The sequence below is a fragment of the Lentzea sp. NBRC 105346 genome (assembly GCF_030269605.1).
Taxonomy (GTDB): Bacteria; Actinomycetota; Actinomycetes; order Mycobacteriales; family Pseudonocardiaceae; genus Lentzea.
Window position 1 is genome coordinate 166,146 of the sequence record NZ_BSTQ01000016.1, and the last position, 22,162, is coordinate 188,307.

Here is a 22,162-nt window from a genome sequence, read left to right on the forward strand (position 1 = left end):
CGAGTTTACGGTCAGATGTAAACGCGTCAGAACTTCCCCACCGTCTTGACCAGCACCCGTGCCGGTCGTTTCGCTGGGCACGCCGTCGCCCCGGTTGAGTGTGAGGGGTAGGCGCATGCGCAGATTCCTGGGGCTGCTGCTGGGTGTGGCACTGTTGGCGCCTCCTGGGGTCGCTGAGGCCGGTCACCAGGGCATACGCGGCTGGACGATCCTGTCCGACAGTGACGCCGGCGCGGACCAGGTGATCTCGGCGGCGGGGCGGTATCGGGTCAACCACCTGCAGCTGTCGCACGAGGTCGTGATGGACCTGGCCGACGTGCGGGAGCCGAAGAAACAGGCGCAGGTGAATCGCCTCACGGACCTCGCGCACGCGTCCGGGGTCAAGGAGGTCGCCGCCTGGGACCACGCCCTGTACTCGCTGAACTACTACCCCGCGGAGTACCGCACGGGCCCGAACGGCACGATCGACCTGGACAACCCGGCGTTCTGGGAGTGGTTCCGCGCCGACTACCGGCAGATGCTGAACCTGGTGCCGGAGATCGACTCGATCGTCCTGACGTTCATCGAGACCGGCGCCCGCGTGGAGAACCAGTACTCGACGAAGCTCAAGACCGCGTCCGAGAAGCTGGCCTATCTCGTCGACCAGATCGCCTCGGTGCTCGACGAACGCGGCATCCTGCTGTACCTGCGGACGTTCGGCTACTACCCCGCCGAGATGCAGCGCACGATCGACGCGATCAACCTCGTGAAGAGCCAGAAGGTGCGCGTGATGGCGAAGGCCCAGCCGCACGACTTCTTCCTCACGCACCCGATCGACTCGACGGTCAAGGACATCAAGCGGCCCGTGCTGATCGAGTACGACACCACCGGTGAGTACAACGGCCAGGGCAAGATCGCCAACGCGCTGGTCGCCGAGCATGCCGACCGGTTGCGCTACTACCGGAAGCTGCCGAACGTCATCGGTTACGTCGGCCGCACCGACCGGTACGACGAGTCGCGCATCGTCGGCACTCCCACCGAGATCAACCTCTACGCGTTGAAGCGCGCCTCGGAGGGCGCGTCGAACAAGCAGATCTACCTGGAGTTCGCCGCTCGCAAGTACGGGCTGCTCGCCGCGCCGTTCGTGGCGCGCGCGCTGGAGCGGTCGCCGGAGATCATCACGTCGACGCTGTACACGCTGGGCAGCAACTCGGCCAACCACTCGCGGCTGGACTACGACCCGTACTGCTCCAGCTACCACCGCAGCGTCTCCGGCAAGTGGATCGACCCGCCCGTGACGTTCGTGCGGCACGACGTGAACAAGCGGTTCCACTACTGGATCGACGTGGCGAACCACCTGGCGCCGCCGCACTGCAAGACCGACGGCATCCTGCGGCGCGAGGCCGGCTACGTGCTGGACAACGGCTGGGTGACGCCCGGAAACCTGATGACCCGGCCGTTCCTCGACGACCTGAACGTCGAGAAGAACTACGGCGTGCGGCTCGCCGAGGCGTCGTTGCGCGATATCGAAACAGTGCGGAAATTCCTGCGTCCCAACGACTATGAGCAACTGAAGTCGTATTTCGAACGCACCGTGCTGACTGCCAAGCTGCACCGGTCCGTCGCCAAGGCCTACTTCGGCTATCGCATCTACGTCCAGCAGCCGGATATCGAACTGGCTCGGATGATCTGGGAGGGACTCGACGAAGCGAAGACCGTCGCGGAACAAGTGCGGGCGTACCCGGCACCGCCGACCGGGGAATGGAACTGGGTGATCGACGCCGCCCAGGCCGACCTCTACTACAAGCGGATCTCAGAGGGTTGGGACCGCTACTCGAACATCAAGGTGCCTCGACCGTGAGAAAACTGATCAGCGTCCTGCTGGCTTTCGCTTTGCTGCCGGTGGGAGCCGCACAGGCCCAGAAACCTTCCGAGATCCGCGGCTGGACGTTGTTGTCCAACAACGACGCGGGCGACGACCGCACCATCGCGGCCGCGAAGGACTACAAGATCAACCACGTCCAGTTGTCGCACGACATCGTCCATCACCTGCGGCAGCTGAAGGAGTCCCCGGATCGCCGCGCGCGGACGAACCGCCTGACCGACCTGGCGCACGCCTCGGGCATCAAGGAGGTCGCGGTCTGGGACCACGCCCTCTACTCGCTGACGTATTACCCAGCCGAGTACCGCACGGGTCCCGGCGGCACGATCGACCTGGACAACCCGGCGTTCTGGGAGTGGTTCAAGAACGACTACCGCGCGATGCTCGACCTGGCCCCGAAAATCGACTCGGTCGTCCTGACGTTCATCGAAACGGGCGCCCGGATCGAACGCCAGCACTCGACGCGTCTGAAGACCGCGCAGGAGAAGATCGCCTACCTGATCGACCAGATCGCCTCGGTGATCGACGAACGCGGCCTGCTGCTGTATCTGCGGACGTTCGCGTACTTCCCCGAGGAGATGGACAACGTCCTCAAGGCCATCGACCTGGTACAGAACCAGCGCGTCCGCGTGATGGCGAAGGCCCAGCCGCACGACTTCTTCCTGACGCACCCGATCGACGTGACCGTGCCGCGCGTCAAACGTCCCGTGCTGATCGAGTACGACGCCACCGGTGAGTACAACGGCCAGGGCAAGATCGCCGGCGCCTTCGTGGCCGACCACGCCGACCGGCTGCGCCACTATCGCAAGCTGCCCAACGTCATCGGTTACGTCGCGCGCACCGACCGGTTCCAGGACTCACAGATCGTCGGCACGCCGACGGAAGTGAACCTTTACGCGTTGTCGAAGGCTCCGTCGAAGTCGAACTCGCAGATATATCTGGAGTTCTCTGCTAAGAAGTACGGCATCGCGGCCGCGCCTCGGGTGGCTCGGGCGCTGTCGCGGTCGACCGAGATCGTGACGTCGGTGCTGTACACGCTGGGCAACAACAGCGGCGACCACTCGCGGTTGAACTACGACCCGTACTGCCCCGGCTACCACCGCAGCGTGTCCGGCAAGTGGATCGACCCACCCGTGGAGTTCGTCGGGCACGGCGTCGACAAGCGGTACCACTACTGGATCGACGTGGTGAACCACCTGGCGCCGCCGCACTGCAAGCTCGACCCGATCCTGCGCAACGAGACGCCGTACGTGCTGGACAACGGCTGGGTGACGCCGGGCAACCTGATGGAGCCCTCGTACCTCGCCGACGTCGTGACCGAGAAGGACTACGGCGTGCGCCTGGCGCAGGAGTCCCTGGCCGACATCGAGTGCGTTCGCGCCCTGCTGAAGCCCTCGGACTACGCGCAGCTGAAGGCGTACTTCGAGCGGACGGTGCTGACCGCGCGGCTGCACCGGTCGATCGCCAAGGCGTACTTCGGGTACCGGCTCTACATCAAGACGCCGTCGGCGGAGCTGGCCCGCACGATCTGGGCGGGCCTGGACGAGTCCAAGCAGGTGGCCGACGCCATCCGGACGTACCCGTCGCCGCCCGGCAAGGGCGAGTCGGACTGGGTGAGCGACGCCGGGCGCGCCGACACCTACTACCAGCGGATCTCCGAGGGCTGGGACACCTACGGCAACATCAAGGTCCCCCGCCCCTGACCCGATCGAGTGAGCCATGAGGGGAGCCTTCATGGACGTGAGGTCCATGAAGGCTCCCCTCATGGCAAAAGACGGCGGACTACTGCGTCCGCTAGTAACCGTCCGTGATCGGTCAGGACGCAGCGGCCCGAGTCGAGGGGTTCCAGGAGGCCGTCGGCCACGGCCCGGTGGGCCTCGGCCCGCCCCTCGGCGTCCAGCACGTCGAGGGGCAGGCCCTCGGACAGCCGCAACTCCAGCAGCACGCGCTCAACCCGCCGATCCTCGGCCGTCAGGATCTCGCGCCCGGCAGCGGGCGACTTCCCCTCCGCCAGTACCGACGCATACCGCGCCGGGTGCTTCACGTTCCAGAACCGGACGCCGCCGACGTGGCTGTGCGCACCGGGACCGAAGCCCCACCAGTCGGCCCCCTGCCAGTACAGGAGGTTGTGCCGGCACCGCGCCTCGGCGGACCGCGCCCAGTTCGACACCTCGTACCAGTCGAACCCGGCCGACGACAGCGTCGCGTCGATCATCTCGTAGGACGAGGCGAGGACGTCGTCGTCGGGCATCGGCAGCTCGCCGCGCTTGATCCGTCGTGCGAGCCCGGTGCCCTCCTCGACGATCAGGGCGTACGCCGAAACGTGGTCGACGCCGGCGTCGAGCACTGCGTCGAGCGAGGCCTTGAGGTCGACGGGCCGTTCACCCGGCGTGCCGTAGATCAGGTCGAGGTTGACGTGCTCGAACCCCGCGGCGAAGGCCTCGCGGGCGGCGTCGACGGGACGACCAGGCGTGTGAGTCCGGTCCAGGACGCGCAATATATTGGATACTGCACTCTGCATACCGAGCGATACCCGCGTGTACCCGGCCTCCAGGAGGCCGGCGAAGAACGGCGGCGACGTCGACTCCGGGTTCGACTCCGTCGTGACCTCGGCATTGGATGCAATACCCAAAGTATTGCGTACTGCATGCAATATATCGGTCAGTCCGGAAGCGCCCAGCAACGACGGCGTTCCCCCACCGACGAACACGGTCGACGCGGCGGGAACGTCGCCGAGCACGGAGGCGGCGAGGTCGAGTTCGCGGCGCACACCCTCGAGCCACGACGACGGCGACGCCGACGAACCGAGCTCACCGGGCGTGTAGGTGTTGAAGTCGCAGTAGCCGCATCGCGTCGCACAGAACGGGACGTGCACGTAGACGCCGAAGGGCCGATCACCGATCCCGGAGAGCGCGGACGGCGGCAACGAGCCGTCGGACGGGGCGGGTTCACCATCGGGCAACGCGGAGGGCATGCGCCAAGTCTCTCCCAACACCAGAATGGCGGTAGGCAGCGGCCGGTTGTATCTGTCGGTGACAGAACCTTCACGGAGTGAAACCGGCTCTCAATGTCAACTCGCCCAGGTAAATCCCAGCATCCGGTTGGCGGTGGACCACGGTCTGGACGCATGGCACGCTGGGTTCATGCCTTCGACTGGAGTCCGCCTCGTGGCCCGCCGCCACGTCGACTTCCGTCGTGTCTCCAGCGCGATGTGCCGTCTCGAGGCATAACCGCGCGCCGTATTTGTTCCCGTCGGCGCCTGGTGCGCTGACGAGACCCCCACCACGCTCGATCGGGCTCGCACGCGCATCCGGTGCCCAGAAGCACCCGGAGGACGCTGATGGTCCCGCCGCAAACGACCCCACGCGCGAAGCGGCGTCGTGGCGAGGGGCAGTGGGCGCTCGGCTATCGCGAGCCCCTCAACCCCAACGAGCGCAGCAAGAAGGACGACAACCCGCTCAACGTCCGTGCCCGGATCGAGAACATCTACGCGCCCGGTGGATTCGACTCCATCGACCCGGCCGACCTGCGCGGACGGTTCCGCTGGTACGGCCTCTACACCCAGCGCAAGCCCGGCATCGACGGCGGCCGCACCGCCACGTTGGAGCCGGAGGAGCTGGACGACGAGTACTTCATGATGCGGGTGCGCAGCGACGGCGGTGCGCTGTCGACGCAGCAGCTCACGGTCCTCGGCGAGATCTCGCAGACGTACGCGCGCGACACCGCTGACATCACCGACCGGCAGAACATCCAGTACCACTGGATCCGGATCGAGGACGTGCCCACGATCTGGCAGAAGCTGGAGGCCGTCGGGCTCACCACGATGGAGGCGTGCGGCGACAGCCCGCGCGTCATCCTCGGCTCGCCGGTCGCGGGCATCGCCGAGGACGAGATCATCAACGGTCAGCCGGCGATCGACGTCATCCTCGAGCGCTACATCGGCGACCCGCGCTTCTCGAACCTGCCGCGCAAGTTCAAGACCGCCATCTCCGGTCTCCAGGACGTCGCGCACGAGATCCACGACGTCGCGTTCGTCGGCGTCGACCACCCCGAGCACGGGCCTGGCTTCGACCTCTGGGTCGGCGGTGGCCTGTCCACGAACCCGATGCTGGGCAAGCGGCTCGGCACGTGGGTGCCGCTCGACGAGGTGCCGGACGTGTGGGAAGGCGTGATCAGCGTCTTCCGCGACTACGGCTACCGCCGCCTGCGGCACCGCGCGCGCATCAAGTTCCTCGTCGCCGACTGGGGTCCCGAGAAGTTCCGCGAGGTTCTCGAAACCGAGTACCTCAAGCGGAAGCTCATCGACGGTCCCGCGCCCGAGGTGCAGGCCAAGCCGCGCGACCACATCGGCGTGCACCGCCAGAAGGACGGCCTGTTCTACGTCGGCGCGGCGCCGATCGCGGGCCGCGTGTCCGGCTCCACGCTCGTCGAGGTGGCGAAGATCGTTGAACGCGCGGGCAGCGCCCGCGTCCGCCTCACGCCGCAGCAGAAGATCGTCGTGCTCGACGTGCCGGAGCAGGAGATCAAGACGCTCCAGGCGGATCTCGCGAAGCTGGGCCTGCAGACCGAGCCGTCGCCGTGGCGGCGCGGCGTGATGGCGTGCACCGGCATCGAGTTCTGCAAGCTCGCCATCGTCGAGACCAAGGCGCGCGCGAACGAACTTGTCAGCAAGCTGGAGGCGAACCTCGCCGACATCGTCGACGGGGTGACTGCGCCGATCTCGGTGCACATCAACGGCTGCCCGAACTCGTGCGCCCGCATCCAGACCGCGGACATCGGGCTCAAGGGCCAGATCGTCACCGACCACGACGGCAACCAGGTCGAGGGCTTCCAGGTGCACCTCGGCGGCGGCCTCGGCCTCGACGCCGGGTTCGGCCGCAAGCTGCGCGGCCACAAGGTCACCGCGGCCGAGCTGCCCGAGTACGTCGAGCGGGTCGTGCGGAACTTCGTGGCACAGCGCGAAGACGACGAACGGTTCGCCCAGTGGGTCGCTCGCGCGGATGAGGGTGATCTCAAGTGACCGAGCGCGCGACTCCGTTCTACTGCCCGTACTGCGGCGACGAGGACCTGCGGCCGCAGGAGGAGCCCAGCTACTCGTGGCTGTGCTCGGGCTGCCGCCGGGTCTTCAAGGTGCAGTTCGTCGGGCTCAACCTTCCTCAGGGGGTGAAAAGTGAGTGACCTCAAGGAAGACCTGAAGATCATCGCCGAGGCGGCAGCAGCCGAGCTCGCGGACGCGACCGCCATCGAGGCGCTGGAGTGGACCGCGCGGACGTTCGGCAACAGCTTCATCGTCGCGTCGAACATGCAGGACGCGGTGCTGATCGACCTCGCCACAAAGGTGAAGCCGGACATCGACATCCTGTTCCTGGAGACCGGCTACCACTTCCCGGAGACCATCGGCGTGCGTGACGCGGTGGGCACCGTCTACCCGGACGTGCACATCGTGAACGCCGCGGCCGAGCAGTCGGTGGCGGACCAGGAGGCGCAGTTCGGCCTGCTGTACCAGAGCGATCCGGCGCAGTGCTGCCACCTGCGCAAGGTCGTGCCGCTGCGGCGTGAGCTGGCGAAGTACGACGCGTGGGTCACCGGCGTGCGCCGCGTGGACGCGCCGACGCGGGCGAACACGCCGATCGTGCAGTGGGACGAGCGCAACGGGCTGGTGAAGATCAACCCGATCGCGCCGTGGAGCGACGACGAGTTCAACGGCTACCTCCGCGAGCACGGGATCCTCGAGAACCTGTTGGTGCAGGAGGGTTATCCCTCGATCGGCTGCGCGCCGTGCACCGCGAAGCCGCTGCCGGGTCAGGACGCGCGCAGTGGCCGGTGGGCCGGTCTGGCGAAGACGGAATGCGGGTTGCACGGATGACTACTGCTCTGGACACCTTGGGCCGCCTCGAGTCGGAGGCGATCCACATCTTCCGCGAGGTCGCGGGTGAGTTCGACCGGCCGGTGATCCTGTTCTCCGGCGGCAAGGACTCGACCCTGCTGCTGCACCTCGCGATCAAGGCGTTCTGGCCGGCGCCTGTGCCGTTCCCGCTGCTGCACGTGGACACCGGCCACAACTTCGACGAGGTCATCGAGTTCCGCGACCGCGTTGTCGCACAACACGGTCTGCGCCTGGAGGTCGCGAAGGTCCAGGACTGGATCGACGACGGCCGCCTCGAGGAACGTCCGGACGGCACGCGCAACCCGTTGCAGACCGTTCCGCTGCTCGACTCGATCACCGCGCACAAGTTCGACGCGGTGTTCGGCGGCGGTCGGCGGGACGAGGAACGCGCCCGCGCCAAGGAGCGGATCTTCAGCCTGCGCACGGCGTTCGGCCAGTGGGAGCCCAAGCGGCAGCGGCCGGAGCTGTGGAACCTCTACAACGGCAGGCACCGGCCGGGCGAGCACGTGCGGGTGTTCCCGCTGTCCAACTGGACCGAGCTCGACGTGTGGAACTACATCGCCCGCGAGGGCGTGGAGCTGCCGTCGATCTACTACGCGCACGAGCGCGAGGTGTTCCTGCGCGACGGCATGTGGCTCGCCGAGGGCCCGTGGGGCACGGCGCGTGACGGCGAGACGTTGCTGCGCAAGACCGTCCGGTACCGGACGGTCGGCGACGGCTCGTGCACCGGCGCGGTCGAGTCCGACGCCGCCGACATCGAGACCGTCATCGCGGAAGTGGCCGCGTCGCGCCTGACGGAGCGCGGGGCCACGCGGGCGGACGACCGGTTGTCCGAGGCCGCCATGGAAGACCGTAAGCGGGAGGGCTACTTCTAAATGAGCGACCTGTTGAGGCTTGCCACGGCGGGCAGTGTGGACGACGGGAAGTCCACGCTGGTCGGCAGGCTGCTCTACGACACCAAGTCCGTGCTGGCGGACACGCTCGACGCCGTCCACCGGGCGAGCGCCGACCGCGGACTGTCCACTCCGGACCTGTCGCTACTCGTCGACGGCCTGCGCTCGGAACGCGAGCAGGGCATCACGATCGACGTCGCGTACCGGTACTTCGCCACGCCCAAGCGCTCGTTCGTGCTCGCGGACACCCCCGGCCACGTGCAGTACACCCGCAACACGGTGACCGGCGCGTCGACCGCGCAGCTCGCGGTGCTGCTGGTGGACGCACGGCGCGGAGTCGTCGAGCAGACCCGCCGCCACGCCGCGGTGCTGGCCCTGCTCGGCGTGCCGCAACTCGTGCTGGCGGTCAACAAGATCGACCTGGTCGACTACGACGAGGTGACGTTCAACCGGATCGCCAAGGAGTTCACCGCCCACGCGGTCTCGCTCGGCTACGCCGAGGAGAACGTGCTGGAGATCCCGGTCTCCGCGCTCGTCGGCGACAACGTGGTCGAGCGGTCGGCGAACACGCCCTGGTACGCCGGCCCGACCCTGTTGGAGCACCTGGAGAACGTGCCGGTCGAGCCGGACCCGCACGACGCGCCGTTCCGGTTCCCCGTCCAGTACGTGATCCGGCCACGCACCGCCGAGTACCTGGACTACCGCGGCTACGCGGGTCTGGTCGCGGCCGGAACCGTGCAGGTCGGCGACGAGATCGTCGTGCTGCCGTCCGGCATCCGCTCGACCGTCACGAAGATCGACACCGCGGACGGTCCGCTCGACGAGGCCGCCGCCGGTCAGTCGGTGACGCTGCTGCTCGCCGACGACGTGGACATCTCGCGTGGCGACCTGATCGCCGTGGCTAGCGACCAGCCCGAGGTGACCGACGACTTCGATGCCACGCTGTGCTGGCTGTCGGAGAAGCCGCTCAAGCCGGGCGCCCGAGTCCTGGTCAAGCACGGGGCGCGCACCGTGCAGGCCGTGGTCACCGAACTGCGCGCACGGTTCGACGAACAGAAGCTGTCCAGTGTGGACAGCCCTGGCTCGTTGGCGTTGAACGAGATCGGTCGAGTGGCTCTGCGCACGGCAGAGCCGGTTCCGCTGGACGACTACAGCAACAGCCGGCGCACCGGGGCGTTCCTGGTGATCGACGCGAGCGACGGAAGCACGCTCGCCGCCGGACTGGTCGGGGCTCCACTGCCGGTTTTGGACGGCGTGGAGAGCTGTACCGAGGGCGGCGTCACCGCCGCCCCTGACACCCACGCCCTCGTCTCCCCCGGTCCCTGAAAGGTCCCGTCACCGTGAAGTTGAAGCCCGTCCTGGCCGTCGCCCTCGTCGCATTGGCCGCCGTGTCCGGTTGCTCCCGAGCAGGCAGTACCGCTGAAGGTTCCTCGCAGGACAAGGGACCTGCCGCCGAGGTCAGGTTGGGTTACTTCCCCAACGTCACGCACGCCGCCGCGTTGATCGGTGTCGAGAAGGAGCTCTTCAAGAAGGAGCTCGGCAACACCAAGCTCACCACGCAGACGTTCAACGCCGGTCCGGACGAGGTGAACGCGCTGCTCGGCGAGTCGCTCGACATCGCCTACATCGGTTCCGGCCCGGCGATCAACGCCTTCTCGAAGTCCAAGGGCGAGGCGGTCCGGCTGGTCGCGGGCGCCACGTCGGGTGGCGCGCAGCTCGTGGTCCAGCCGGACATCAAGTCGGTCGAAGACCTCAAGGGCAAGACGATCGCGACGCCGCAGCTGGGCAACACACAGGACGTCGCGTTGAAGAAGTGGCTGTCGGACAACAAGCTCACCGACCAGGTCAAGATCACCAACGTGGAGAACGCGCAGGCGCTCGACCTGTTCAAGAAGGGCGAGATCCAGGCCGGCTGGCTGCCGCAGCCGTGGTCGGCGCGACTGGTGAACGACGCGGGCGCGAAGGTCCTGCTCGACGAGAAGACCCTGTGGGAGGGCGGGAAGTTCCCGACCACGGTGATCATCGTGCGGACCAAGTTCCTGCAGGAGCACCCGCAGACCGTCGAGGCCGTGCTGAAGGGCCACCTCGCCGCGATCGACTGGGCCAAGGCCAACTCCGCCGACGCGAAGACGACGGTGAACGCCGCACTGGAGAAGCTGACGTCGAAGAAGCTCGGCGCCGCCGTGCTCGACGCCGCGTGGGACAACATCGAGCTCACGACCGACCCGCAGGCGAAGCTGTTCCCGCGCCTCGCGCAGGACGCGGTGACCGCGGGTGTGGCCAAGGAGGCCGCGAACGTGGCGGGCTTCGAGGACCTGGCCCTGCTCAACAAGATCACCGGATCGACCAAGTAGCCGACGGTTTCGAGGGGAAGGCACACACCATGACCGCCACACTGGAGACCTCCGTCGCTCGGTCCACTGTGGACACCGCGGTGACGCTGTCCGGAGTCAGCAAGGTGTTCGGCCACGGAGCTTCGGCCGTGGCGGCGCTCGACGGGGTCGACCTGCGGGTCGCGCCGGGCGAGTTCGTGTGCCTTCTCGGCGCGTCCGGCTGCGGCAAGAGCACGCTGCTCAACATCGTCGCCGGCCTGGACCACGCCACCGCCGGCGCGCTGGAGCTCAACACGTCCCGCCCGGCCGTGATGTTCCAGGAACCCGCGCTGATGCCCTGGCTCACGGCGGCGCGCAACGTCGAGCTGGCGTTGCGCTTCGCCGGTGTCGGCCGCGCCTCCCGCCGCACCCAGGCCCGCGAGCTGCTCGAGCTGGTGCGCCTGGGTGACGTGGCGGACAAGCGGCCGCACGAGTTGTCCGGCGGCATGCGCCAGCGCGTCGCCCTGGCCCGTGCCCTGGCGTCGACGCTGGCATCCGGTGACGAGCCGGGCCTGCTGCTGATGGACGAGCCGTTCGCCGCGTTGGACGCGATCACCCGCGACGTGCTGCAGGCCGAGCTGCTGCGCGTGTGGGAGACCACGAACACCGCGATCATCTTCGTGACCCACGACGTTCGCGAGGCGGTCCGCCTCGGCCAGCGCGTCGTGCTGCTGTCCTCGCGTCCCGGCCGCGTGGTGCGCGAGTGGTCGCTCGACGGCACCTCGTCGGACGACGTGGTTCAGGACATCAACACCCACCTGCGAAAGGTGATCAGTGGCCACGCCTCATGACACACTCGAGGCCGTCGGTGCCGGCCTGGACGCGCTCGACGCGCCCGTTCAGGCCCGCCGCGCCCCGGCGTGGCAACGCTTCCTGAAGACCGGTGTGCCGCCGATAGTGGCGTTCGTCCTGCTGATCGGCGTGTGGCAGGGACTGTGGGCATCGGCGCTCCTGCCGGAGTTCCAGCTGCCCTCACCGCTGTCGGTGTGGGACGAGCTCGTGGCGTCCGTGTCGTCGGGCGAGGCGTTCTCGATCCTGTGGACCTCGTTGCACCGCGCGGTGTTCGGCTTCATCGCGGCCGTGCTGATCGCCACCCCGCTGGGCCTGCTGGTCGCCAAGGTGCGCGTCGTGCGCGCCGCGATCGGCTCGCTGCTGACCGGTCTGCAGTCGCTGCCGTCCGTCGCGTGGGTCCCCGCCGCGATCCTGTGGTTCGGCGTCACCCCGGCGACGATCTACTTCGTGGTGCTGATGGGTTCCGTCCCGTCGATCGCCAACGGTCTGGTGGCCGGCATCGACCAGATTCCGCCGCTGCTGCCGCGGGTGGGCCGTGCGCTGGGCGCGGGCCGGCTGGCTTCCGCGCGGCACATCCTCCTGCCGGCCGCGCTTCCCGGTTACTTGGCGGGATTGAAGCAGGGCTGGGCGTTCTCGTGGCGCTCGCTGATGGCCGCCGAGATCATCGCGACGTCGCCGCAGCTGGGTGTGGGCCTCGGCCAGTACCTGCACAACGGCTCGTCGTTGAACGACATCAACATGGTGATCGCCGCGATCTTCCTGATCCTGTTGGTGGGCATCGGAATCGAGCTGCTGCTGTTCCGGCCGCTCGAGCGGGCGGTGCTGAAGGCCCGCGGCCTGACGGGGGCTCTGTGAGTCTTCCGTTGATCGCCGTGGCACACGGCAGCCGCGATCCCCGTTCCGCCGCGACCATTCACGCGCTGTTGGACGTCGTGCGGTCCCGGCATCCTTCCTTGGATGTCCGGGCGGCGTTTCTCGACCTGTCCGCGCCTCGGTTGTCTGACGTCCTGCGGTCGCCCGCGGTCGTCGTGCCCTTGTTGCTGGGCAAGGCTTTCCACGCTCGGGTGGACGTGCCCGCCGCGGTTCGCGAGTCGCGCGTCCCGGCGATCATCGCCGATGTGCTCGGGCCTTCCGCCCTGCTGGAGTCGGCCGCGCTGCGCCGCCTGACCTCGGCCGGGGTGTCGTTCGACGACCCCTCCGTGGGTGTCGTGCTCGCCGCCGCCGGTTCCTCGCACGCGCCGGCCAACGAAGCGGTCTTTTCCGTCGCCCGGCGTTGGGAGCGCTCGTCCGGGTGGGCCGGGGTGGAACCGGCGTTCGCTTCGGCTACCACGCCGGACGTGCCCACCGCCATCGCCCGCTTGCGCGCGCGTGGTGCGTCTCGAATCGCGGTGGCGCAATGGTTTCTGGCGCCTGGGTTGTTGCCGGACCGGATCGCGTCGCTGGCCGGAGACGCGGTGATCGCCGAGCCGCTCGGGGCCGACGTCGAGGTGGCGGAGTTGATCGTGCACCGCTACACGGAGGCACTGGCGGAGGACCGCGCGGCCCAGTCCGCATAAGCACCGCGTACAGGATCGGTCACACCACGTGAGATCCTGTTTGGATGCATATGTTCGTCGACGAGACCGAGCGGGGCGGCTACCTCCTCGCTGCCACAGTCGTCGCCCCCTCCGCCCTCCATTCCACCAGGTCGACGATGCGCGGCCTGCTGCTGCCGGGTGAACGACGTGTGCATTTCAAGTCCGAGAAGGACTCCAGGCGGAAATACATCGTGTCGCGCCTTGTCGAGAAGTCATTCGAGGTGATCGCGCTGGCCGTGCCCGCACGGGGCGAGGCAGCCCGCGCAGGCTTGCTGGAGCGATTGGCGGAGGAGGCCATCAACCGGGGCGTCACCAGACTCGTGCTCGACTCGCGGGATCCAGCGGGCAATGGCCGCGACCGCATAGTGCTTGCCCGCACGAAGTTGCGCGACGCCGGCTTGGTGTACGAGCACATTCAGTCGTCGGCTGAGCCAGCCCTCTGGGTGAGCGACGCGGTCGCGTGGTGCCTGGGCGCAGGCGGTGACTGGCACCGGCGCGTCGCACCGATTGTGACCGTGCTGCCGAACAATGCGTGAAAGCGCGAAGCCCAGGCAGCAACCGTCCGGAAGCGCACCTGGGCTCACTTCCCCTCCCTAGTGGGAGAGGCGATGCGCCAATACTAGCACGGTAGAGATGCGCCCAAACGACCCCGCACCACGTGCGACCGAACGGGCGATGTGAACTGTGAAATGTTGACGTGAAACCTACTCATGAGTAGGCAGAGAGTTACGCCGCGGCGCGCTGGATGTCCTCGCCACCTCAACGGGGAGAGGCCATGAAGCTAGCCGGAATCGCAGCCCTCGTACTGGTACCGATGTTGGCGCTGACCTCCCAGGCGTCGGCAGCACCGCACTCGATCGTCTTCAAGGTCAAGGCAACCGCCCTGGGCCAGTCCAGCGAGTTCACCTTCAACCAGGGCCTCGACGCGACGGCGCCGGAGACCGTGGCGCCCAACGGATCCGTCAAGGTCACCATCGACCCCGCGCCCAACCAGATCCCGGCCGAAGCCGGCGGCTACCAGGTCGTCGAGATCAAGAACTTCGTGTTGAAGATGCCCGTACCCGGCAACTCGAAGTTCCAGTCCGCCTCGCTCGAAGGCGGCTCGGGCCTCAACTCCACGCCGACGGTCGGCCTGGAGGGCAACGACGTCGTGCTCAAGGTGCCCGGCCCGCTCAAGGGTGGCGCGGCGTTCGAGCTGCCGACCGTGACGATCAACCTGCAGGCGGGCGGCACCGGCAAGGTCGAGACGAAGCTCGGCGGCACCAGCTATGACGCTCCCGGCCTGACGTTCGTCGCGACGATCATCGCGTTCGGTTTCAAAGTCGACGCCAACGCGGGCGGTTACCCCGACCCGAGCCCGGTCCTCACCAGCACCACGATCAGCTGACCAGGACGGGTGCCCAACCCCCTGCCGGGCACCCGTGGTCGTGAGTGGTCAGAGGGCCTCTGATCACTCACGACCGTGTGGTTAGGCTCTGCCGCATGTTGGTCCACTACGAGGTGCAACGCGGCATCGCGACGATCACGCTGGACTCGCCGTCCAACCGCAACGCCCTGTCCAGGCAGCTGCGGCAGGAACTGCGTGACGGCCTGACCACGGCGATCGAGGACGACGCGGTACGCGTCATCGTCCTGACCCACACCGGCTCGGTGTTCTGCTCGGGCATGGACCTCAAGGAGGCCGCGGGCGCCTCGGCCGAGGACCAGGGCGTCAACGAGTTCCCGGCAATCCTCGAACAGCTCTGGACCAGCCCGAAGCCGGTGGTCGCGGCCCTGAAGGGCCCGGCCCGCGCGGGCGGCGTCGGCATCGTCGCCGCGTGCGACATCGCGGTCGCGGCCAACGAGGCGACGTTCGCGTTCAGTGAGGTCCGCATCGGCGTCGTGCCGGCCGTCATCTCGGTGACCGTGCTCCCCCGCCTCCTGCCGCGCGCCGCGCACGAGCTGTTCCTCACCGGTGAGGCGTTCGACGCGCCACGGGCCGTGCAGATCGGGCTGCTCAACTCGGCGGTGCCCGCGGACCGCGTCGACGACGAGGTGCGCCGCTACACCGACATGCTGGCGCTCGGCGCGCCCAACGCCCTGGCCGCCACCAAGCGGATGCTGCAGGATCCGCGTTCGCACGAGCTCAGCAAGGTCTTCGCGGACATGCTCGAGCTCTCGGCGCAGCACTTCGGCGGGCCGGAGGGGCAGGAGGGCATCGCGGCGTTCCGCGAGAAGCGCAAGCCGAGCTGGGTGCCAAAAAACTAGAACCAGCCCGTGCACTCGATGATGCCGTGCGACGAGCCGCACGCGCGCATCACCTTGCCGTCGTTGCTGAACGGATCGGTGTACTTGGCGTCCCCGGAGTCGATCCGCGTGTAGCCGAGGAACCCCTCGTACTCCGACCCGTCCGGCCGCCGCCGGTCGGTCCAGATCTCCTCGCCGGGCGTCCCGGACGACAGCCGCCCCCAGGCGCATTTCGTCTTGTTGGACGCCCGCAGCTCGACCACGCGCCCCGTCTGCATGACCACGGGGTTGTCGCCGTCTGTTGTGTCGAACGGTGTGAACGCTTCTTCGAAGGTGCAGCCGGGGTCGCCGTCGGCATACGCGGGAACCGGCGCCAAGGAGCCGAGGAGAGCGAGCACCACGGCAGCAGAAAGCTTTCCCATGGCCTCGCACTGTCCACCCGGAAAGGCCCGAGCGCAGCACAAGTCACCGTTCGGTGTGAATCACTTTCAGGATCCTGTCACCCGATACGGCGGTCCGCTTCTGCGCGTCACGGAGCACGTCCTCGACCAGACCGTCCAGAGTGGACTGCACGATCAGCACGTGCTCGCCCTTTTCGAGCCACGACAGGTCAGTAAGGCTGTCGTACAACGCATCCAGGTTGTGCCCGAACCAGTCCGGAAAGGACAGTGCGGCCGCGATCGCCGCGATCTGGGCTTTCCTGCCGTCCGATTGCGCCGCCACGTGTGGGTGGGCGCCGCGGTCACGGGCCCAGAGGAGGGCCTGTTCCGGGGTCATTTGGACACGTCCACGACGACGAAGGACTCGTAGTGGTCGGCCGTGTAGTACACCTCGCGCTGCGACCCGGTGATCAGCCGGCGCGCGCCGCGGTCCGGGCTGCCCGGCGTCGGCACGGTGTACTCCCGGTAGTAGTCGGACTTCTTGGCGGGCAGGCGCTTTTCCCGGTTCTGGAACGTCACCCCGTCGTTGCGCGGGTACGGGAACGGCCCATTGGACTGGATCAGCTTGTAGGTCTTGTCCGCCTCGCCGGGCAACGACGACAGCGCCTTGACCGGCAGGCCCGAGTCCGAGCCGGGCACCGAGGAGGTGACCGCAGGCTTGTCCGGGGCGGATGCCACGTCGCGGACGAACCAGCCGACCACGACCAGCGCGATCAGGCCCACCAGCGCGACGGTGAGGCGACGGCCAGGGCTCACGCGGGAACCTTCTCGGGCTCCGGGATGTCGGCCTCGGGGGCCGCCGGAGTGTCCTTCGCGCCCCAGTCCGCGACGCGGTCGATGAGCCGCGCCACGCCCAGGCAGAGCGGCAGGATCACGACCATCACCACGGGAAACTGCAAGGCGACGGGTAGCTGGACGAGCCACAGCTCGACCCCGTCCCACCACTGCGCCAGCCAATCCACGACCACGAGCCTAGCCTCGTGACCCGAGTCACGGGCTTTCGCCTGGTGAAGGCTCGGTATGTTGCTGGACATGTTCGCCGTTTACGCAGCTGAGCCCAACCGTGAAGACCCGCTCGCGTCGCTCACCATCGGTGAGCGCCCCGAACCGGAGGCACCCGAGGGTTGGGTGCGCGTCGCCGTCAAAGCGGCGAGCCTGAACATGCACGACCTGTGGACGCTGCGCGGCGTCGGCATCAAGCCCGAACAGTTCCCGATGATCCTCGGCTGCGATGGTGCCGGAGTGCTGGAGGACGGCACCGAGGTCGTCCTGCACTCGGTCATCGGCGACCCGGAGTGGTCCGGCGAGGAGACGCTCGACCCCAAGCGCACGCTGCTCACCGAGAAGCACCAGGGCACGTTCGCGGACTACGTCATCGTTCCGAAGCGCAACGCGCTGCCGAAGCCGAAGGGCCTGACCTTCGCCGAGGCCGCCTGCATGGGCACGGCCTGGCTGACGGCGTACCGGATGCTGTTCGTGAAGTCCGGCCTGCGGCCCGGCCAGACGATGCTCGTGCAGGGCGCGTCCGGCGGCGTGTCGACGGCGTTGATCCAGCTCGGCCGCGCCGCGGGCTACCGCGTGTGGGTGACCGGCCGCAGCGAGGAGAAGCGGGCGCTCGCGGAGAACCTCGGCGCGCACGCGACGTTCGAGTCCGGCGCGCGGCTGCCCGAGCGGGTGGACGCGGTGTTCGAGACGGTCGGCAAGGCGACCTGGTCGCACTCCATGAAGGCGCTCAAGCCGGGCGGCATCGTGGTCATCTCCGGCGCCACCAGCGGTGACGCGACGGCCGCCGAGCTGCAGCGGCTGTTCTTCCTGCAGTTGCGGGTCGTCGGTTCGACCATGGGCACGCGCGACGAGCTGGCGGACCTGCTGGCGTTCTGCGAGCTCAACGGCCTGCGCCCCCAGATCGGCACGGAACTGAAGTTCGAAGAGGCCGAGCAGGGTTTCCGCGCCATGCTGGAGGGTGAGACGGCAGGGAAGATCGTCTTCACGCGATAAACAGCCGAATCGCACAAAGCCGCCGCCCGTGATTGGTGCGATCGGACAAACCGCGTGACAGTTGACACGCATAGGTTTCGCCGAGGTCCACTCATCAAGGGAGATGAAGCATGACGACGGCGCAAGGCGTCTTCCGGCGCAAGCCCATCGACCAGATAACAGAGGAAGGCAGCGGCGGGCTCACCCGAACACTCGGTCTGTGGCAGCTGACCGCCATCGGGATCGGCGGCATCATCGGTGCCGGCATCTTCTCGCTGGCCGGCGCCGTCGCGAACAAGACCGCCGGGCCCGCCGTCCTCATCTCGTTCCTGATCGCGGGCATCGCCAGCGCGGCGGCGGCCTTCTCCTATGCGGAGTTCGCCGGCCTCATCCCGAAGGCCGGTTCCGCGTACACCTACGGCTACGCGGTGCTCGGTGAGATCGTCGGCTGGTTCATCGGCTGGGACCTGCTGCTGGAGTACACGGCGATCGTCGCGGTCGTGGCGATCGGCATCAGCGGGTACTTCACCGAACTGCTGAGCCTGCTGAACATCCATCTGCCGCAATGGATGCTCGGCGCGCCCGGCACCGAGGGCGAAGGTGTCGCCGCGGGCACGTACAAGGTGAACCTGTTCGCGGTGATCCTCTGCCTGCTGATCGCGTACGTGCTGAACCTCGGCATGAAGAGCGCGGCGCGGTTCGAGACGACGCTGGTGTACCTCAAGGTCGCGGTCGTCGTCCTCGTGATCGCGGTCGGCGTGTTCCACATCAACACCGACAACTACAACCCGTTCTTCCCGTTCGGGCTGAGTGGTGCTTTCACCGGCGCCGCAACGGTCTTCTTCGCCGTGTTCGGCTACGACGCGATGAGTACGGCCGCCGAGGAGTCCAAGGACTCCCAGCGGCACATGCCGAAGGCGATCATGTACTCGCTGGCGATCTCCATGGTGCTCTACGTCCTCGCCTGCCTCGTGCTGACCGGCATGGTCAACTACCAGAAGGTCGACCCGGAGAGCGCGTTCGCCACGGCGTTCTCGGACGTCGGCCTGCAGTGGCTGGGCATCATCATCAGCGTCGGCGCGATCCTCGGCATCACCACCGTGCTCTTCACGTTCCTCCTGGGCGCCGCGCGCGTGGGCTACTCGATGAGCCGTGACGGCCTGCTGCCCAAATGGTTCTCGAAGACGCACCCGGTGAAGCACGTGCCCAGCCGGATCACCTGGGTGCTCGGCATCGCGTCGGCGATCATCGCGGGCTTCCTGCCCATCGCAGAGGCCGCCGAGCTCACCAACATCGGCATCCTGCTGGCGTTCGTCGTCGTGTGCGTCGCCGTGATCGTGTTGCGCTACAAGCAGCCCGACCTGCCGCGCACGTTCAAGACGCCGGGCATGCCGATCGTGCCGATCATCGGGGTCGTGTTCTCGCTGTGGCTGATCACGTTCCTCGCGCCCGCGACGTGGTTGCGGTTCGCGGTGTGGTTCCTCATCGGCCTGGTCGTCTACTTCACGTACTCGCGGAAGAACTCGGTGCTGGAGAAGACCAACCGGTGACCACGTCCGCGAGCGCGTCGAGTGGCAGCGGGCCGCCGCCGAGCACGAGGTCGTGGAACTCCTTGATGTCGAACCGGTCGCCCATCGCGGCCTCGGCCTGAGCGCGCAGGCGCTGGATCTCCATGCGGCCCACCATGTAGGCCAGCGCCTGCCCCGGCACCTCGATGTACCGGTCGATCTCGGCCTCGATCTCCACCGGCGCCATGACCGTGTTCGTGCGCAGGTAGTCGATCGCGCGCCGGCGCGACCAGCCGAACGCGTGCATGCCGGTGTCGACGACCAGCCGGCCCGCCCGCATCGCGTCCTGGGTGAGCATGCCGAGGCGGGCCACGTCGTCGGAGTAGAGGCCCATCTCGTCGGCGAGCCGCTCGGCGTACAGGCCCCAGCCTTCGAGATAGGCCTCGATGAACGCGTACTTGCGCAGGTCCGGCAGGTCGAGCTGTTGGGCCAGCGCGAGCTGGAAGTGGTGTCCCGGCACGGCTTCGTGGAACGCGACCGCCTCGGCGACCGTGCGGTCCCGTTCGGTCGCGTTCTTGGGGTTCACGAAGTACGTGCCCGGCCGCGTACCGTCGAGCGACGGGTCGACGTAGTACGCGATCGGCGCGGACCCGCGGTCGGCCTCGGGCACGAACGCCACGTGGCAGCTCGACGACGGCAGCTTGCCGAACCATTGCGGCGCAACCTTTTCCGCGCGGACGATGACCCCGCGCGCCTTGTCCATCATCTCCTGCTCGTCGCGCCACCGCAGCGCCGGGTCGGTGCGCAGGCGGTCGAACACCTCGTCCACCGTGCGGAGACCGAAGACGCGCGAACCGATCTCGACGTACTCCTCGCGCAGCTTCGCGATCAGGTCCAGCCCGAGCCGGTGCAGCTCTTCCGGCGTGCGTTTGGTGGTCGTGTAGCGCTCGACGAGCCGGGCGTAGTTGGCCTCGCCCTCGGGCAGCCAGCAGATCCCGGCTTTGTCGTCGTCCCGGCCGACCGGCGCGATCTCGGTACGCAGCACGTCGCGGAACTCGGCCATGGCGGTGCGGACGACGTCCGGGTTCGACGCTTCCCACTGGGCGACCGGGCCCGCGAGGTAGGCGTCGAGCTGCGCGACCGCGTTGTGCACGTGCCTGGTCAGCGGATGCCGGTCGGTGTCGCGCAACCGACCCGCCGCCTGCCGCACGAATGCCGGGACCAGCGGCAGCCGTTTCGTGTTGTCGACCATCGGCAGCAGGGAGAACAGCATCGCGACCGGCGCGCTGAGAGCGTCCGCGACGGTGTGCTCGACCAGCCGCGCGTCGATCGTGGTGATCATCGCGTTGGCCTGCTGCACGATCACCGCGCGCGTGACCGGATCGGTCTCCTCGTCGGCGCGGCCGAGGATCTCGGTGGCACGCCGCCGGTTCGCGCTCTGCGCTGCCACGCTGACGTCCTGAACGCGGTCGTCGTAACCGGGCAGCCCCAGCAGGGCCCCGACGAACGGGTCGTTGTCGAGGAGCAGGATGAACAGTTCGTCCGCGAGGCTCGTCACGGCTTCCTTCTTAGTCGCGAGCGAACCTCGCTGCCACGGATTTGATCGCATCGCGCGCTTCTTGATCCAACCGGCGTACGACGTCCGCCGCGGGCTCCGCGGTCGCCAGCGGATAGGTCGTCCCCGCCCACAGCGACATGACCTCGACGTCACCCGTCGCGCGGACGGGCTTGGTGAGGTGGTGCACGTTCGGGTACGCGGCGGGCGCGTACGGCGAGTTCTCGATCAGGAACCGGTTGACCAGCCCGCGCGCGGGCCGCCCGCTGAACGCGCGCGTCAACGCCGTGCGGCGGGCGCCCTCCAGCAGGGCCTCGCGGTGCGCGGGCTTGGTGCCCGCCTCGGGGCAACCGAGGAACGCCGTGCCGAGCTGGGCCGCCACGGCGCCCGCGGTGAGCACCGCCGCGACGTCCGCGCCGTGCACCAGCCCACCGGTCGCGATCAGCGGCAGGTCCACGCTCGCCGCGACCAGCCTGATCGCGGCGAGCGTCCCGTACAGCTCGCCGCCGCCGGGCGAGATGCCGTCATCGCTGAACGTCCCGCGGTGCGCCCCGGCGTCCGCGCCCTGCACGCACAACGCGTCCGCGCCGACCTGCTGCGCCTGCCGGGCCTCGCTGGGGGTGGTGACCGTGACGACGATCTTCGCCCCGGCCGCGTGCAGCCGGCGCACGTCGTCGGCGTCCGGGAGCCCGAACGTGAACGAGACGACCGGAACGCGTTGCGCCAGCACGAGTTCGAGCTTCGCGCCGTAGTTGTCGTCGTCCCAGCGCGGCTCCCCCGGCTCGACGCCGAACGGCCGCGCCTGCGCGCGCACGCGCTCCTGGTAGCCGGTGAGGTCGGTCGTGGTCCGGGTGCCGGGCACGAACAAATTCACCCCGAAGGGGCGATCGGTGAGGTCGCCCGTTCGCCTGATCTCGTCGGCCAGCGCCTCGACCGTCAGGTAGCCGGCGGCGAGGAAACCGAAGCCGCCCGCGTTGCCGACCTCCGCGACGAGCCGGGGTGTTGACGCTCCTCCCGCCATCGGCGCGGCGATCACGGGCACGGTGAGTGCGTCGAACATGGCCACAACCTAGT

General features: G+C 68.2%; 23 protein-coding genes. 16 read left to right on the plus strand and 7 right to left on the minus strand.

Annotated elements, in window-relative coordinates; genetic code table 11:
- Positions 1 to 115 precede the first annotated feature (115 nt).
- Together QSK35_RS30685 and QSK35_RS30690 are read left to right on the plus strand one after the other, a co-directional pair.
- Positions 116 to 1,840 carry a hypothetical protein gene (locus QSK35_RS30685; RefSeq protein WP_285751052.1) on the plus strand — a complete coding sequence of 575 codons (1,725 nt, stop codon included), beginning with the start codon at positions 116 to 118 and terminating at the stop codon, positions 1,838 to 1,840.
- The gene (locus tag QSK35_RS30690; protein WP_285751053.1) at positions 1,837 to 3,564 is read left to right on the plus strand and encodes a hypothetical protein; all 1,728 of its coding nucleotides are present in this window, start codon (positions 1,837 to 1,839) and stop codon (positions 3,562 to 3,564) included. Before QSK35_RS30685 ends, QSK35_RS30690 begins: the two co-directional genes overlap by 4 nt.
- A gap of 59 nt (positions 3,565 to 3,623) precedes the next feature.
- On the opposite strand, the gene hemW is transcribed toward QSK35_RS30690, so the two are convergent.
- Positions 3,624 to 4,835, minus strand: a complete 1,212-nt coding sequence (gene hemW, locus QSK35_RS30695) for a radical SAM family heme chaperone HemW (protein WP_285751054.1) — start codon at positions 4,833 to 4,835, stop codon at positions 3,624 to 3,626.
- Positions 4,836 to 5,201: 366 nt separating this feature from the next.
- Between hemW and QSK35_RS30700 the strand changes: the two genes are divergently transcribed.
- The 12 genes from QSK35_RS30700 to QSK35_RS30755 all read left to right on the plus strand — a co-directional run bounded on the left by QSK35_RS30700 (position 5,202) and on the right by QSK35_RS30755 (position 15,629).
- Complete coding sequence (locus QSK35_RS30700) at positions 5,202 to 6,881, plus strand: nitrite/sulfite reductase (protein WP_285751055.1); 1,680 nt, start codon at positions 5,202 to 5,204, stop codon at positions 6,879 to 6,881.
- The gene (locus tag QSK35_RS30705) at positions 6,878 to 7,039 is read left to right on the plus strand and encodes an Insertion element protein (RefSeq protein ID WP_285751056.1); all 162 of its coding nucleotides are present in this window, start codon (positions 6,878 to 6,880) and stop codon (positions 7,037 to 7,039) included. The genes QSK35_RS30700 and QSK35_RS30705 overlap by 4 nt, the downstream gene beginning before the upstream one ends.
- A complete protein-coding gene (locus QSK35_RS30710; protein ID WP_285751057.1) occupies positions 7,032 to 7,727 on the plus strand; it encodes a phosphoadenylyl-sulfate reductase in 696 nt (231 codons plus the stop codon). The genes QSK35_RS30705 and QSK35_RS30710 overlap by 8 nt, the downstream gene beginning before the upstream one ends.
- Complete coding sequence (gene cysD / locus QSK35_RS30715; RefSeq protein WP_285751058.1) at positions 7,724 to 8,623, plus strand: sulfate adenylyltransferase subunit CysD; 900 nt, start codon at positions 7,724 to 7,726, stop codon at positions 8,621 to 8,623. Before QSK35_RS30710 ends, cysD begins: the two co-directional genes overlap by 4 nt.
- Positions 8,624 to 9,967: a sulfate adenylyltransferase subunit 1 gene (locus tag QSK35_RS30720; protein ID WP_285751059.1), complete on the plus strand. Its 1,344-nt coding sequence runs from the start codon at positions 8,624 to 8,626 to the stop codon at positions 9,965 to 9,967.
- 14 nt (positions 9,968 to 9,981) lie between these two features.
- A complete protein-coding gene (locus QSK35_RS30725; RefSeq protein ID WP_285751060.1) occupies positions 9,982 to 10,995 on the plus strand; it encodes an ABC transporter substrate-binding protein in 1,014 nt (337 codons plus the stop codon).
- A 29-nt stretch (positions 10,996 to 11,024) separates the two neighbouring features.
- The gene (locus QSK35_RS30730) at positions 11,025 to 11,804 is read left to right on the plus strand and encodes an ABC transporter ATP-binding protein (RefSeq protein WP_285751061.1); all 780 of its coding nucleotides are present in this window, start codon (positions 11,025 to 11,027) and stop codon (positions 11,802 to 11,804) included.
- Positions 11,788 to 12,660 carry an ABC transporter permease gene (locus QSK35_RS30735; protein ID WP_285751063.1) on the plus strand — a complete coding sequence of 291 codons (873 nt, stop codon included), beginning with the start codon at positions 11,788 to 11,790 and terminating at the stop codon, positions 12,658 to 12,660. Before QSK35_RS30730 ends, QSK35_RS30735 begins: the two co-directional genes overlap by 17 nt.
- Positions 12,657 to 13,361 carry a sirohydrochlorin chelatase gene (locus QSK35_RS30740; protein WP_285751064.1) on the plus strand — a complete coding sequence of 235 codons (705 nt, stop codon included), beginning with the start codon at positions 12,657 to 12,659 and terminating at the stop codon, positions 13,359 to 13,361. Before QSK35_RS30735 ends, QSK35_RS30740 begins: the two co-directional genes overlap by 4 nt.
- A gap of 44 nt (positions 13,362 to 13,405) precedes the next feature.
- A complete protein-coding gene (locus QSK35_RS30745) occupies positions 13,406 to 13,918 on the plus strand; it encodes a hypothetical protein (RefSeq protein WP_285751065.1) in 513 nt (170 codons plus the stop codon).
- A gap of 239 nt (positions 13,919 to 14,157) precedes the next feature.
- Complete coding sequence (locus tag QSK35_RS30750; protein ID WP_285751067.1) at positions 14,158 to 14,769, plus strand: cyclase; 612 nt, start codon at positions 14,158 to 14,160, stop codon at positions 14,767 to 14,769.
- Positions 14,770 to 14,864: 95 nt separating this feature from the next.
- Entirely contained in the window at positions 14,865 to 15,629 is a 765-nt protein-coding gene (locus QSK35_RS30755; RefSeq protein WP_285751068.1) for an enoyl-CoA hydratase-related protein, read from the plus strand.
- Here the strand turns inward: QSK35_RS30755 and QSK35_RS30760 are convergent.
- From QSK35_RS30760 to QSK35_RS30775, 4 genes are read right to left on the minus strand one after another with little or no spacing between them, the layout of a single operon-like run.
- On the minus strand, positions 15,626 to 16,030 hold the full coding sequence (locus QSK35_RS30760; RefSeq protein ID WP_285751070.1) for a hypothetical protein: 405 nt from the start codon (positions 16,028 to 16,030) through the stop codon (positions 15,626 to 15,628). The genes QSK35_RS30755 and QSK35_RS30760 overlap by 4 nt on opposite strands.
- A 43-nt stretch (positions 16,031 to 16,073) precedes the next feature.
- The gene (locus tag QSK35_RS30765; protein WP_285751071.1) at positions 16,074 to 16,385 is read right to left on the minus strand and encodes a barstar family protein; all 312 of its coding nucleotides are present in this window, start codon (positions 16,383 to 16,385) and stop codon (positions 16,074 to 16,076) included.
- On the minus strand, positions 16,382 to 16,804 hold the full coding sequence (locus QSK35_RS30770; RefSeq protein WP_285751072.1) for a guanyl-specific ribonuclease: 423 nt from the start codon (positions 16,802 to 16,804) through the stop codon (positions 16,382 to 16,384). Before QSK35_RS30770 ends, QSK35_RS30765 begins: the two co-directional genes overlap by 4 nt.
- Entirely contained in the window at positions 16,801 to 17,010 is a 210-nt protein-coding gene (locus QSK35_RS30775) for a hypothetical protein (protein WP_285751073.1), read from the minus strand. The genes QSK35_RS30770 and QSK35_RS30775 overlap by 4 nt, the downstream gene beginning before the upstream one ends.
- Before the next feature lie 70 nt (positions 17,011 to 17,080).
- On the opposite strand from QSK35_RS30775, the gene QSK35_RS30780 reads away from it, so the two are divergent.
- Together QSK35_RS30780 and QSK35_RS30785 are read left to right on the plus strand one after the other, a co-directional pair.
- Positions 17,081 to 18,046 carry a zinc-binding dehydrogenase gene (locus tag QSK35_RS30780; RefSeq protein WP_285751074.1) on the plus strand — a complete coding sequence of 322 codons (966 nt, stop codon included), beginning with the start codon at positions 17,081 to 17,083 and terminating at the stop codon, positions 18,044 to 18,046.
- A gap of 110 nt (positions 18,047 to 18,156) precedes the next feature.
- Positions 18,157 to 19,575, plus strand: a complete 1,419-nt coding sequence (locus QSK35_RS30785; RefSeq protein ID WP_285751075.1) for an amino acid permease — start codon at positions 18,157 to 18,159, stop codon at positions 19,573 to 19,575.
- Here QSK35_RS30785 and QSK35_RS30790 read toward each other — a convergent pair.
- Together QSK35_RS30790 and QSK35_RS30795 are read right to left on the minus strand one after the other, a co-directional pair.
- On the minus strand, positions 19,529 to 21,091 hold the full coding sequence (locus tag QSK35_RS30790) for a DUF885 domain-containing protein (RefSeq protein ID WP_352244162.1): 1,563 nt from the start codon (positions 21,089 to 21,091) through the stop codon (positions 19,529 to 19,531). The genes QSK35_RS30785 and QSK35_RS30790 overlap by 47 nt on opposite strands.
- 10 nt (positions 21,092 to 21,101) lie before the next feature.
- Complete coding sequence (locus QSK35_RS30795) at positions 21,102 to 22,148, minus strand: NAD(P)H-dependent flavin oxidoreductase (protein WP_285751077.1); 1,047 nt, start codon at positions 22,146 to 22,148, stop codon at positions 21,102 to 21,104.
- Between the last annotated feature and the right edge of the window lie 14 nt (positions 22,149 to 22,162).

Excerpts from the sequence above, each read along its gene's own strand:
- QSK35_RS30685 (WP_285751052.1), top strand. The coding sequence starts at position 116 with ATGCGCAGATTCCTGGGGCTGCTGCTGGGTGTGGCACTGTTGGCGCCT.
- hemW (WP_285751054.1), bottom strand. The coding sequence starts at position 4,835 with ATGCCCTCCGCGTTGCCCGATGGTGAACCCGCCCCGTCCGACGGCTCG.
- QSK35_RS30700 (WP_285751055.1), top strand. The coding sequence starts at position 5,202 with ATGGTCCCGCCGCAAACGACCCCACGCGCGAAGCGGCGTCGTGGCGAG.
- cysD (WP_285751058.1), top strand. The coding sequence starts at position 7,724 with ATGACTACTGCTCTGGACACCTTGGGCCGCCTCGAGTCGGAGGCGATC.
- QSK35_RS30720 (WP_285751059.1), top strand. The coding sequence starts at position 8,624 with ATGAGCGACCTGTTGAGGCTTGCCACGGCGGGCAGTGTGGACGACGGG.
- QSK35_RS30730 (WP_285751061.1), top strand. The coding sequence starts at position 11,025 with ATGACCGCCACACTGGAGACCTCCGTCGCTCGGTCCACTGTGGACACC.
- QSK35_RS30745 (WP_285751065.1), top strand. The coding sequence starts at position 13,406 with ATGCATATGTTCGTCGACGAGACCGAGCGGGGCGGCTACCTCCTCGCT.
- QSK35_RS30750 (WP_285751067.1), top strand. The coding sequence starts at position 14,158 with ATGAAGCTAGCCGGAATCGCAGCCCTCGTACTGGTACCGATGTTGGCG.
- QSK35_RS30755 (WP_285751068.1), top strand. The coding sequence starts at position 14,865 with ATGTTGGTCCACTACGAGGTGCAACGCGGCATCGCGACGATCACGCTG.
- QSK35_RS30760 (WP_285751070.1), bottom strand. The coding sequence starts at position 16,030 with ATGGGAAAGCTTTCTGCTGCCGTGGTGCTCGCTCTCCTCGGCTCCTTG.
- QSK35_RS30765 (WP_285751071.1), bottom strand. The coding sequence starts at position 16,385 with ATGACCCCGGAACAGGCCCTCCTCTGGGCCCGTGACCGCGGCGCCCAC.
- QSK35_RS30780 (WP_285751074.1), top strand. The coding sequence starts at position 17,081 with ATGTTCGCCGTTTACGCAGCTGAGCCCAACCGTGAAGACCCGCTCGCG.
- QSK35_RS30785 (WP_285751075.1), top strand. The coding sequence starts at position 18,157 with ATGACGACGGCGCAAGGCGTCTTCCGGCGCAAGCCCATCGACCAGATA.
- QSK35_RS30795 (WP_285751077.1), bottom strand. The coding sequence starts at position 22,148 with ATGTTCGACGCACTCACCGTGCCCGTGATCGCCGCGCCGATGGCGGGA.